At 43.0% G+C, this 12,792-nt stretch carries 11 protein-coding genes; 5 read left to right on the top strand and 6 right to left on the bottom strand.

The features are described 5' to 3' along the window. Positions 1 to 54: 54 nt before the first annotated feature. The 6 genes from JRG66_RS09155 to JRG66_RS09180 all read right to left on the bottom strand — a co-directional run bounded on the left by JRG66_RS09155 (position 55) and on the right by JRG66_RS09180 (position 8,126). A complete protein-coding gene (locus JRG66_RS09155; RefSeq protein WP_265162463.1) occupies positions 55 to 948 on the bottom strand; it encodes a cation diffusion facilitator family transporter in 894 nt (297 codons plus the stop codon). Then, positions 949 to 1,305 (bottom strand): SpoIIAA family protein, encoded by a 357-nt coding sequence (locus JRG66_RS09160; RefSeq protein WP_265162464.1) that lies wholly within the window; start codon positions 1,303 to 1,305, stop codon positions 949 to 951. 112 nt (positions 1,306 to 1,417) lie between these two features. Then, positions 1,418 to 1,753 (bottom strand): P-II family nitrogen regulator, encoded by a 336-nt coding sequence (locus tag JRG66_RS09165; protein WP_265162465.1) that lies wholly within the window; start codon positions 1,751 to 1,753, stop codon positions 1,418 to 1,420. A gap of 93 nt (positions 1,754 to 1,846) precedes the next feature. Beyond that, positions 1,847 to 3,097 carry an efflux RND transporter periplasmic adaptor subunit gene (locus JRG66_RS09170; protein WP_265162467.1) on the bottom strand — a complete coding sequence of 417 codons (1,251 nt, stop codon included), beginning with the start codon at positions 3,095 to 3,097 and terminating at the stop codon, positions 1,847 to 1,849. Positions 3,098 to 3,127: 30 nt separating this feature from the next. Further along, entirely contained in the window at positions 3,128 to 7,594 is a 4,467-nt protein-coding gene (locus JRG66_RS09175) for a CusA/CzcA family heavy metal efflux RND transporter (protein ID WP_265162468.1), read from the bottom strand. Between the two features lie 88 nt (positions 7,595 to 7,682). Then, positions 7,683 to 8,126: a hypothetical protein gene (locus JRG66_RS09180; protein ID WP_265162469.1), complete on the bottom strand. Its 444-nt coding sequence runs from the start codon at positions 8,124 to 8,126 to the stop codon at positions 7,683 to 7,685. A gap of 170 nt (positions 8,127 to 8,296) precedes the next feature. Between JRG66_RS09180 and arsD the strand changes: the two genes are divergently transcribed. The 5 genes from arsD to arsB are packed head-to-tail and all read left to right on the top strand — an operon-like array spanning position 8,297 to position 12,673. Next, entirely contained in the window at positions 8,297 to 8,656 is a 360-nt protein-coding gene (gene arsD / locus JRG66_RS09185; RefSeq protein WP_265162471.1) for an arsenite efflux transporter metallochaperone ArsD, read from the top strand. A 29-nt stretch (positions 8,657 to 8,685) separates the two neighbouring features. Beyond that, positions 8,686 to 10,476, top strand: a complete 1,791-nt coding sequence (gene arsA, locus JRG66_RS09190) for an arsenical pump-driving ATPase (RefSeq protein ID WP_265162472.1) — start codon at positions 8,686 to 8,688, stop codon at positions 10,474 to 10,476. Then, positions 10,477 to 10,812, top strand: a complete 336-nt coding sequence (locus JRG66_RS09195) for an ArsR/SmtB family transcription factor (protein WP_265162473.1) — start codon at positions 10,477 to 10,479, stop codon at positions 10,810 to 10,812. 17 nt (positions 10,813 to 10,829) lie between these two features. After that, entirely contained in the window at positions 10,830 to 11,603 is a 774-nt protein-coding gene (locus tag JRG66_RS09200) for a metallophosphoesterase family protein (RefSeq protein WP_265162474.1), read from the top strand. Between the two features lie 2 nt (positions 11,604 to 11,605). Further along, entirely contained in the window at positions 11,606 to 12,673 is a 1,068-nt protein-coding gene (arsB, locus tag JRG66_RS09205; RefSeq protein WP_265162475.1) for an ACR3 family arsenite efflux transporter, read from the top strand. Positions 12,674 to 12,792 lie beyond the last annotated feature (119 nt).

A 12,792-nucleotide genomic window follows, 5' to 3' on the forward strand; every position in this document is an offset into this window, starting at 1 on the left:
CGTAATGCTCTGAGTCTTTATAACCTGGTTTCCCTTGCATAGGGCATTTCACTTTTATTCTTTTTTAAACAATGAACATTCTTCCTTATCGAGCTCCAGCTGCAAGGTATGATGGCTAAAATCCCACTCTTCTACAGCACCTATTGCCTTTTGCCTTATTTCATCTATTTGATCATACTCGCTGATTTTTTCCAGTACCAGGTGTGCTGTTAATACGTGGTGTTCTCCATCTAAAGACCAGACGTGGGTATGATGCACTGAGCTTACATTCGCAACCTGCTGTAACTTCTCCCTAACTTCTTGTAGATCAACTCCTTCAGGTACTCCCTGTAGCATTAAGTAGAGGGTATCTTTCAGCCTTCCGCCGACGCCCCACAAGATATAAAGCGTTATGCCCAGCGAGAGAATAGGATCCAAAATATACCAGTCTTTAAACTGGAGTATGATGGCCACGATTAGCACTGCCACCCAACCCAGTACATCTTCAAGGAGGTGCCAGCTTACTACTTTCTCGTTTAAGGTTTTGCCTCCACTTACTCTCCAGGCAGCATAGCCGTTTGCCAAAACTCCGAGTATAGCAAAGCCAATCATATACTTTGAATCAACAGCCTCCGGATTTTGGAGGCGGGAGATTGCTTCGTAAATAATATAAATAGAACCTGCTATAAGAACTACAGAATTAATTAAAGCACCCAAAAGTCTGAAGCGGGCATACCCGAAGCTAAAATCATCCGTAGCTCCCTTTTTTTGAGCCTTGGTTTCAATAAACCAGGCCAGCCCCAATGATAAACTATCTCCCAGATCATGAAGGGCATCAGAAATTATGGCAATACTGTTGGTAAGAAAACCTCCTATGATCTCCAGTATTGTAAAACCGAGATTGATAAAAAAGGCGAGCTTCAGGTTCTTTTTCGCACCTCCGTGATTGTGGTTATGATGATGCCCCATTTATAATCCGATCCATTTTTTAGCCGATTCCTTTTCGTTGAAATCAAAATATTTCACTTCAGAGGCTGTGAAAAGATCTGTAGCCTTTGCAGCCCACTTTTCCCATTTTTTATCACCTACGATAGCCATATCGCCATAATCAGAAAGATGGGCGGAATCAACTTTTAAATCTGCCAACAGTCCTTCCCACTCATATCCGTGAAAATCCTGCAGTTCCAGGTAAAAATCTACTTTTTCATGTTTGCTTAGAATTTGATGAATGAGGAGGTGTACCTTTTCAACATCTTCTTTTGAAACCTTGTCGCTGATCTTTGCGGCAATGAGATTATCTTTTTTCGAATTATATACCTGTATCATTTTTTCTAATGTTAAAATTGAACACCGATCGCTTTGAAGGTCTTTTGAACATAATTTAAAACCTAATTTCGTTCAGAAGACACTAAGATATTAAATGTGGCTCAACGCTGCTCTAGGATAATTGCCTTATAGACTCGCCTGTTTTTATACGATAGGCATCCACCACGTCAGAAACGTAAATCAGTCCATCGGCAGGCTCAGGCGTACGGGCTTTTTCGCTAATAAGCCGAACTACCTGCCCGGATTCTTCATCCTGACATACAAGTTCAAGCTTCACCACCGGGCTATCGGTAAAATGAAAGTCCAGGGAAGGAGCTGCGTTTTTGCTCTTATAGGCACCGGTGCCTTCGCCCTTTGACAAGGTTATGCTTTCAAAACCTGCATCCCGCAAGGATTCTACCACTACCTGTACTCTTTTTGGTTTTATAAATGCTTTGATTTCTTTCATCTCTTTTGTTTTAGTTTATTAAGGATGAACCCTCCGCGTTAACTAATTCAGAAAAAATTGTCCAGAGAGTCCATCCATTTTTTTACCTGGTTCCTAGTGTCCGTGGGAAGTCTGACTCTTCTTCATTTCAGCTATTAAATAATAGGCGTTGTTCCATGCTACCCGAGCTCCTTCAGGTAAAGGCTCCAACAACTTTATTTCAACCCAGCCTTCATTTTTTTCTCCTGTTTTTACTTCCACGGGTTTAAAGGACCATTCAGTTTCTCCATTTTCCTGCTCTTTTTCAGCAATAAAGATGTAGGACTTTCCTTCTTCCTCAACTACTGCACCTTCGGGCAAAGCCGTCACTTCTGTTCCCGCTCCTGTGATAATTCTGCCGTTAATATACATTCCCGGCACAAGATTTTTTGTATCCTCTTGTATCTCTGCATGAACATGAACTGCCTTAGGGTCCTGCTCAAATTTTTTACCGACAGAATATATCTTAGCAGTGTAAGTTTTACCCGGCATAGATTCCATTTTCAACAGGACTTTTTGTCCCTCTTTTACTTTATAGACATCTTTAGCAAAGACCATTAGATCGGCATGCACATGTTCTGTGTTAATTACCTCAAAAAGCTCGGTCTGTGGATCGACAAATTGTCCTACCTGTATTCCCACGTCTTCTATACTTCCTTGAATGGGACTTACTACAGGTATATTCTCAACTATGTTACCTTCCCTGATCCCTGAAATTTTGAGGTTTAATCTTCTTAGCTGCGATTCCAGACCTTTGACCTCTGCCTGTACAACCCGATAATCTGCCCGTGCCTGTTGCAACTGTCTACCAGATCCAACTCCTTTTTCATTGAGGGTTTGCTGACGTTCAAATTCTTTCTCCAGGAACTGCATACGATTATAGGCAGTCATATAATCAGTTTGTAATCTTGTAAGGTTGGGATGGGAAAGATAGGCCAGGACCTGACCCTTTCTCACATCATCCCCTTCAATTACTTCAATAGAAGTTATATTTGCTCCTATTACGGCAGTTACTGTTGCTTCATATTGCGGCGGTACTTCAAGTTGTCCTGTCGCAGCAATTGCATCTGAAAGGGGTTTTGTAGGTAAGGTATCTATTTCTATACCTAAACTATTGAACTTAAGTTCCGAGAGATGTACTTGTCCCATGCCTCCTTCTTCTGCATGATCTCCTTCTTCTTCAGCATGACCACCTTCTTCTTCAGCATGATCTTCGGTTTGCTCATCCCCAACTGTAGTTTTCTCTTCTTCACCTCCTCCATTACATGCAATAAACAGGGTGGTTGCAATTAACAGGGTGAATAATTTTATAACGTGTTTTTTCATTTCTTTATTCTTTAATCTATTAGTACCGGGTTATTCAGAAGTGTTTATATAATATTCAAGTTGGGAGCGGCTTTCGAGATAATTGCCCAATGCCTCCCAGGCATCAACCTCTATCCTTACGGCATCCCGAAGGGTTTGAAGGAAAGTGACATAATCAATCGCTCCCTCCCTGTATGCAAGAAGTGCCCCTTCCCGTTGTTCTATGGCTAAGGGAAGCGCCGCCTCCTGATAATACTGCCAGGAATTAAGCCACTTTAGGTATTCTTCGCGCGCTTCACTGTAAGCAGATTTTAGCTCCAACTGGGTTTGCTGTAGATTTGCCTCGGCTATCTCACGGTCTATCCTGGCGGCTTGGGTCCTCCCCAACTCGGGTCCAAACAACAAAGGAATACTTATGCCCACCTGATACTGGTAAAAACCAGTCTGCCCGTCGATCTTTTGACGTCCGTATTCCGCCTGGAATTTTGGAAAAAACTGTGACCGCCTTTCCTTGACAGTTGCGTCAGCCACCTCTATTTGTTGCTCATAAACATCGAGAAGGGGATGGTCTCCAAGAGGTTGTAGGAACTGCGAAAGGGGCTCAATGATTTCCTCGACAGGCACATCAGATACCGTAAAGAGATCATCACTGGCAAACCAGAGATTGAATCGCTGCAGGGCAGCTAGATAATCACGGTAAGCTTGTTCTTTTTGTATTTCCACCTCATTACCCTGATTCACCGTAGCCAGATATTCCAGCCGGGATATTGTTTCTGTTTCCAGTCTTATTTGAGCAGCTCTTTCAATATCTGTAAATGAGGAATCCAGACTTTGTAAGGTTTGATATGCATTTTTTGCAGCATATAACGATGCCCAAGCCTGACTCACCTCCAGTTCTACTTCGAGAATGGAAAGATCGAGAGCCTCTTCTGCTAAAGCCACTCTTGCTTTCTGCAGCCTCAGACGGGGAATGATACCAAAAATATCGATATCCTGTTGCTGCACCCCGATTTGGGTATACACACCGAGATCCGGATTATTTGAACCATCACTAAGTTCTTCTGCTCCTGTAAATATTGCGGTATTCCCAAGCTGCCATGCGGTTTTTTTCAAGGCTTCCTCACCTTCTATCTCTAGGGCTGCCGCCTTAATACTGGGGAAAGCTTCCACAGCACGTTTTTTGGCCTCTTCTAAAGTCAAAGTTTGAAGAGAATCCTGTAGCTGAACGCTCTCAGCCTGCACCGGTACATTCCCCTGCAGGTTTTTTTCCTGTGCCTGTGCAGGAGAACTAAGACCAAGTATACCTCCAATGGAAAGCACTGCCACTAATATGGCGGGCGCCGGAGCAAAACCGTTACTATTGTTTCTTCTATTTTTCATGTTTTCTACTAATGTATAAAGTACAGGTAATACCACCAGGGTGAGCAGGGTAGCGGTAAGCATTCCTCCAATAACAACCGTTGCTAAAGGACGTTGCACCTCTGCCCCGGCCGAAGAAGAAAATGCCATAGGCATAAATCCTAATATATCTGTCACCGCTGTAAGCATGATGGGCCTGATTCGTTCTTTGGTACCTATCAATATTCGGTCTTTTATACTTGTTACTCCTTCCTCTTTTAATGAATTGAAACGATTCACGAGGACCAGACCATTGAGTACCGCAACCCCAAAGAGTACTATGAAACCTACACCTGCCGAAATACTGAACGGCATATCCCGAAACCAGAGAGCAAAGATACCTCCAATGGCTGCCAAAGGAATTGCGATATAGATCATTATTGACTGCGAAAAGGAGCCAAGGGCAAAATACAACAGCACGAAGATCAGGAAGAGAGCAATGGGAACAACGATAGAGAGTCGGCTTTTGGCACTTTGAAGATTCTCAAATTCCCCACCGTATTCGATGTAGTATCCCGGCGGCAAATCCAGCTCGGCATCCAGTTTTGCCTGAATGTCATTTACAACAGATTCAACATCACGCCCCTGTGTATTAACTCCTACATAGGTTCTCCTGTAAGTATCATCTCTTGAGATCTGCATTGGTCCCGGCACATAGCTAATATCAGCTACTTCTTTGATCGGGATCTGTGTACCATCGGGTAAATCAATGTATAAATTTTTTAGGTCGTCAATGTTTTCACGATTTTGCTCATTAAAACGAACAACAAGATCGAACCTTTTTTCCCCTTCAAAAACAACTCCGGCAACTCCACCCGCAAAGGCTGTACTTATGTACTCGTTAATCTTCTGGATTTCCAAACCATATTGAGCAATCTTATCGCGGTTAAAGCGAACTGTCATTTGTGGAAGCCCCGAGGTTCTTTCTGGATTTACATCCGCTGCACCTGGTACGGTTTCTATAATAGCTGCCATTTCTTCAACCTTAGTAGAAAGTACATCCAGATCATCGCCATAGAGTTTAACGGCTATATCTTCCCGGACTCCTTCTAAAAGTTCGTTAAACCTCAGCTCTACCGGTTGTGTGAAAACGAGATTCACTCCCGTCAAATGTTTATTGAGTAACTCACGTATTTGATTAACAAGCTCCTCTTTTGTGTCAGCCGAGACCCACTCATCTCTATCTTTTTCAAGTATTATATACATATCGGCAATATCCATGGGCATGGGATCTGTTGGTATATCGGCTACTCCAATACGGGCTGTCACCGTCTCTACTTCCGGAAAGTTCTCAAGCAATAGGCTTTCTATTTTCTTTGAAACCTCTATAGATTCAGTCAAAGAACTTCCGGGTCGGATAAGGGCCTGCATAGCAATATCTCCTTCATCGAGCTGCGGAATGAACTCCCCACCCATTGTGGAAAATACATATCCTGCCGCTCCAAGTAAAACTACTGCACCAATAATGACCGCCGATCTTAGGCGGAGGGAAGCTTTCAAAACCGGAAGATATACCCGCTGAATTCCACCTATAATCTTGTCACTTATTCTTTCTAATCCTTTTTCAAACCGACCAAACCAGTTTTTCTTGTTTTGAATTGGCTTCATGAAAAGCGCTGTCATCATCGGTACATAAGTAAGACACAAGATGATGGCACCTATCATGGCAAATCCAAAGGTGTAGGCCATTGGCTTAAACATCTTTCCTTCAACACCGGTGAGGAATAAAATAGGGGCGAAAACGATCAAAATAATGATCTGGCCAAAAAATGCTGATCCCATCATGGTACTACCGGCATCATATGCTACCTCGTCCATGACAGCCCGGTTGAACTTAAGCTTTCCGGCTTTGATCCTTTTGTGGATCTCATATACCGCACCTTCAATAATAATGACCGCTCCGTCAATTATTATCCCGAAGTCAATTGCGCCCAAACTCATAAGATTTGCCCATACTCCAAACTGTTTCATTAGAATAAAAGCGAAAAGTAGAGAGAGGGGAATGGTGGTTGCTGTAATAAGGCCGCCTCGTAAACTTCCCAAAAGAAACACCAAAGCAAAGATCACAATTAATGCTCCTTCCAGCAGGTTTTTGGTTACAGTGTCGGTTGTCCTGCCAATAAGCATACTTCGGTCGATGATTGGATTAATTTCCAAACCTTCGGGCAAGGATTTCTCCACTTCTTCCATTCTGTCCTTAACATCCTGTACTACGGCATTAGGATTGGATCCCTTCAGCATCATGATGATACCTCCAACGGCTTCCTCTCCATCCTGGGTAAAGGCACCATAACGCACCTGGCTACCCGCATGAACCTTTTCCGCTACGTCTGCAATGGTTATAGGAGTTCCGTTTCTGTTGGCGACTACAATTTTTCTAATGTCATCCAGGGATTCAATTAATCCTTCACCCCGAATAAAATTTGACATCTTATTTTTTTCGATGTAAGCTCCACCGGTATTCACATTATTCCTGGCCAGGGCTTCATAAATCTGTGATATACTAATATCAAGAGCATTGAGTTTTTCAGGATCAATAGCTACTTCGTATTGTTTGATTGCTCCCCCGAAAGAGTTGACTTCTACCACACCTTCAAGTAAGGTGAGCTGCCTTTTTATGATCCAGTCCTGAATGCTCCTTAGTTCAACAGGAGTGTAATCATCTTCAAAACCCGACTGCGGTTGTATTGTATATTCATAGATCTGTCCCAGTCCTGTAGAAATAGGCCCCATCGAAGGACTCCCGAATTTGTCCGGAATAGTTTCCTTCAGTTCAGCCAGTTTTTCCTGTACAAGCTGCCTGGGCAGATAGGTACCCATATCGTCCTCAAAGACAATAGTGACAACCGAAAGTCCAAAACGGGAAACAGATCTCAATTCTGTTACTCCGGGAAGATTACCCATAGCCAATTCGACGGGGTAGGTCACAAATTGTTCAATATCTTCAGTACCTAAACTTGGAGATTGAGTAATAACCTGTACCTGGTTATTTGTAATATCAGGAACCGACCCCAGGTTTACGGTCATCATCGACCAGATTCCGGTTCCTATAAGAGCCAGCGTAAGCAGGCCCACTATAAATTTGTTATTTATAGAGAATCCTATGATCTTATTAATCATAAATAAAAAAATTTGGTTTAACGTAATTGATGAGATGCCAAACAAAAAGATGGCATTTGGATATAGCTATCCTATCACAAAAATTAGGTTAAACCTGGGGCGGTTGGAAAATTCCGCCTAAGCTCGCAGAAGAAAACGGAGCTTGATAAAAGATGCTGGCTCTTGGAGCCTCTATGAATTCGATCGTAGTAAATTCGAAGATCTCTGAATTAAGAACAGTAATTCCATGAGAGCATGAATGGTGATGACCTTGTAATGGTAGTTTCCCGTCATGCTTGTCGTCATGTTCCGGCAATTCAGACCGATCTCCATACTGGGCGTCTAAAAAATCTTCAAAAGATAATTCAGCACCTGCTGTACATTCTTTATAATGTTCAATGAGATTTGGAAGCTTCAACAATTCGCAACACAGATCTGCTACCGGACCAGAGGATTGGAGCAAAAGCAGAAATGATAAGAATGTGGTTACGAAAAATTTCACGCCGTAAAAGTAGCAATTTTTTGGCAGAATGTGGTTCAAAAAGGATTCCAAAAACCAGTATTTATTGGTTAAAATTATCTAAAAGGATGAAAAAAGTTCATCTTTTTGACCACTGTCAGTTGAGAACGACTCACCTGGATTTATGATTTTTTTGTTCTTATTAATTGACGTTTCAGATATTAAATCGTAATATTGCAATATTAAACTTTAAAACATTAGATATGAAAATCACCATTCTTGATCCGGCTTTATGTTGCAGCACAGGAGTGTGCGGACCCGATGTGGATGACAGCCTTGTACAGACAGCGGCCAATGTGAAATGGCTGAAATCATTGAACGTAGAGGTGGCCAGACATAATGTGTCGAACGACGGAGAAGCTTTTCAGCAATATCCTGAGGCCATTGAAAAACTCAAAATGGACGGGCTCAATTCCCTCCCTTATATCCTCATAGATGGAAAGATCGTCATGAGTGGACGTTATCCAAATAAAACCGAGTGGGAGAAGCTTTTGAAAACCGAGCCTGCTCCTGTGGCACAACCACAAGATAATTCCTGCTGTGGTGGGACAAGCTGCTGTTAAGCAGAAAATAAACCATTAAATCCCTGGCTATGAAAGATCATCAAACAAAATACCTTTTTTTCACCGGGAAGGGCGGGGTGGGTAAAACCTCCCTGTCCTGTGCGACAGCTATCAAACTTGCCGATGAAGGTAAAAAAGTGCTACTTGTAAGTACAGATCCTGCTTCCAACCTGCAGGATGTCCTGCAGAGCGAGGTGTACGACAAGATCAATCCTGTTGACGGAGTTGCGAACCTCTCGGCGATCAACATTGATCCCGAAGTTTCTGCTGAAGAATACCGCTCCCGTGTCACCGAGCCTTTAAAGCAGATCCTGAACGAAGCAGACATCCAAAAAATGAACGAGGAATTGTCTGGTGCCTGCACTACAGAGATTGCCGCTTTTGACGAATTTTCCAGGTTTATCTCCGGGGAATCTGAAGGAGGTGAATTTGATGTAGTGGTTTTTGACACGGCTCCCACCGGCCATACCTTACGTTTATTGGAACTGCCTGCCGCCTGGGCCTCTTTTACAGAGGAAAATCCCGACGGTGCCTCCTGTCTTGGACCAACCTCTGCCTTAAAAAGCAGTCAGGAGCGCTATAATACTGTTGTAAAGCGTTTGCGGGATCCTGAACTGGCAACCTTTTACCTCGTTGCCCGTGCCGACAAATCTTCTCTTAAGGAAGCATCCCGTACAAGCGACGAACTGGCAGAACTTGCAATGAAAAATCAGGAATTGCTTGTCAACGGAGTTTTTAAGGCGGTGGACATTCAGGACGACTTTGCGCTGAAAATGCAAGAACTGGCAGAAAAAGAGCTGGAATCAATTCCTAAAAACCTTCAGAAATTGTCCATCAAAACTTATCCCCTTCTGCCTTACAACATTCTTGGTGTGGAGAAACTACGTTCGCTTTTAGATCCTGAACTTCAAAAGAAACTTGTTATTTCCGAAGTAAAAGTTGCGAAAGAAACAGATCGACTTTTGCCCGGTATGGACAAACTGGTGGATGAACTTACTGCAGATAAAACCCACGGACTTATTATGACGATGGGGAAGGGCGGAGTTGGAAAAACGCTTACCGCCTCAACTCTGGCCGTGATGATCGCCAAACGGGGCTTTGAGGTACATCTCACCACGACAGATCCTGCTGCTCACGTTCAGGATTTTATGGATCAACTTGAGGAACTTCCGGAGAACTTGAGCATTGATCGAATAGACCCAAAACTTGAAACACAGCGGTATACGGAGAAAATACTATCTCAAAAAGGTGAAAACCTGGATGAGCATGGAAAGAAATTATTGCTGGAAGACCTTAAATCCCCCTGTACCGAAGAGGTAGCTGTTTTTCATGCTTTTTCAAAAGCCATACAACAAGCCAAACGAAAATTTGTGGTGATCGATACTGCACCTACGGGGCATACTTTGCTTTTGCTGGACACAGCAGGAAGTTATCACAGGGAAGTATTAAGAACTACCGGAATGGATCCGGCAAAGATCAGAACTCCCTATATGTCACTACAGGATCCTGAACTTTCAAAGCTGATCCTTGTTACCCTGCCGGAAACTACTCCTATGCGGGAAGCTTCTGTCCTACAAGATGATCTAAAACGTGCCGGAATAGACACTTATGCGTGGGTAGTAAATCAAAGCCTTTCCATGGAGAAAGGCCTCCAAGATCCACTTTTAAAAAGCAGGGCTTTGGCGGAAAAGGATGTAATTCAGACCATTCAGAAAGACCTTTCTAAAAGGACCTATGGCATTCCGTTCATTCCGGAGGAGAAATTACTTCCAGCACTGCTCAAATCTCTTGATAATATAAAACCTGTAACCACTATTTAAATGGGAGTAACAAAAAGCGACCTCTTTACTGAGGCTCAAAATGACCTTGCACTTGCTGCAAAAGCATTGGCTCACCCTGCCCGTGTTGCCATCATTGAATTCCTGCTGAAATCTGACAGCTGTATTAATGGGGACCTGGTAAAAGAACTGGGACTTGCCCAGGCAACCATTAGTCAGCACCTTCGGGAACTTAAAGATATCGGGATCATCCAGGGAACCATAGAAGGAACCAGTGTCAGTTACTGTATCAATGCCAGGCGTTGGGCAGAAATTCAAAAACAATTTGACAAAATTTTTAACCAATTCAAGGATCCTTCTTCAAAGGATTGCTGCTAACCTAAAACAAATTATTTATGAAAATTGCCTTATTCAGTGACATTCACGCCAATCTTCCGGCTCTGGAAGCATTTTTTGCCGACGTAGAAAAGCGGGATATCGATTCCATTTATTGTCTCGGTGATCTTGTTGGATATAACATCTGGCCAAACGAAGTGACCGAGGAAATAAGAAAAAGGAATATACCTACCATCGCGGGGAATTATGACTTCGGAATTGGCAGGAACAGCGATGAATGCGGCTGCGCCTATAAAACAGATGTGGAAAAAGCCAACGGAGCTGTTTCCATTTCCCTTACAAATGAATTAATATCAGATAAAAACCGGGCTTATCTCCGAACTCTTCCGGCACACATCCGGGTAGAATTTCAGCTGAATGACGAAAAGCTTAATCTGCTACTTGTTCATGGAAGTCCGCGTAAGATCAATGAATATTTGTTTGAAGACCGGGCAGAGAAAAGTCTGCTGCGCATTATGCAGGATGCAGATGCCGACATCATGTGTTTTGGTCACACCCACAAGCCATACCACCGCATCCTGAATTCCGGAGATGAAGAAAAAGCCCATTTTAGACACGCGATCAATCTGGGCTCTGTTGGAAAACCTAAGGACAGCGACAATCGCGGCTGTTATGTATTGCTGGAAATAGATGAAAATGCTTCAGCTTTGGATAAGGACAGCATAAAGCCACATTTCATAAGATTTGAATATGATATTGAAAAAGCTGCAAAGGCCGTTGAAGACAGCCGCCTGCCCAATGCTTACGCAGATAATCTAAGAAACGGATATTAGTTATGAGCACACTTAAGCAGAAAAAATTAGGTTTCCTGGACAATTACCTCACTTTGTGGATCTTCATTGCAATGGCCGTTGGTGTTGGTATAGGATTCTTTTTCCCCTCCTTTCCCGTAAGGCTGAACGAGATGAGTAGTGGCTCCACCAACATTCCGATCGCCATTGGTTTGATCCTAATGATGTATCCGCCGCTGGCTAAAGTAAATTACGCGCTGCTACCAAAGGTTTTTAGAAACGTGAAGATCCTTTCGGTTTCGCTTGTGCTTAACTGGATCATTGGTCCTGTGCTCATGTTTGCCCTGGCACTAATTTTTCTTCAGGATCATCCTGAATATATGGTAGGTCTTATCCTTATAGGCCTGGCACGTTGTATAGCCATGGTACTGGTATGGAATGACTTGGCGGAAGGCAGCAGCGAATACGGGGCAGGCCTGGTGGCTTTGAACAGTATATTTCAGGTTTTCGCCTATAGTTTCTACGCCTGGATATTTATAACTGTTCTTCCTCCATACTTCGGATTTGAAGGTGCTATTGTAGATATTTCCATCGGCACTATTGCTGAAAGTGTCGCCATTTACCTTGGTTTGCCATTCCTTATGGGGATTATCACCCGCTGGATTGGAGTAAAGGCTAAAGGTGAAAAATGGTATTCAGAGACTTTCATTCCGGCGATATCACCTCTCACTCTTATTGCCTTGTTATTCACTATTGTGGTAATGTTTTCGCTAAAAGGTGAGATGATTGTAGAAATCCCGATGGATGTCGTAATTATAGCCATTCCGCTACTCATCTATTTTGCCGTGATGTTCATTATCGGCTTCTTTGTAACGAAAATGACCGGGGCCGATTACGACAAGAATGCGGCGGTAGCTTTTACTGCTGCTGGAAATAACTTCGAACTTGCCATTGCCGTGGCTATTGCAGTTTTCGGACTTAATTCAGGACAGGCTTTCGCGGGAGTTATTGGTCCGCTGGTGGAAGTGCCGGCTTTGATCTTATTGGTGAGGGTTGCTTTCTGGCTTCGGAAGAAATATTACCCGAAAGAAGTACCTGCATATGAAGCTTAATTTTCCACTGGATAAACAGGGAAGGATTTAACGATTAAACATTGTTTCAAAAACAAGGGTAAAAGAGAAAAAGGAAGAAGTTCTACGCCTTCTGTTTTATTGGCTTCTTGATAATCAAA

The organism is Salinimicrobium tongyeongense (genome assembly GCF_026109735.1).
Taxonomy (GTDB): domain Bacteria; phylum Bacteroidota; class Bacteroidia; order Flavobacteriales; family Flavobacteriaceae; genus Salinimicrobium; species Salinimicrobium tongyeongense.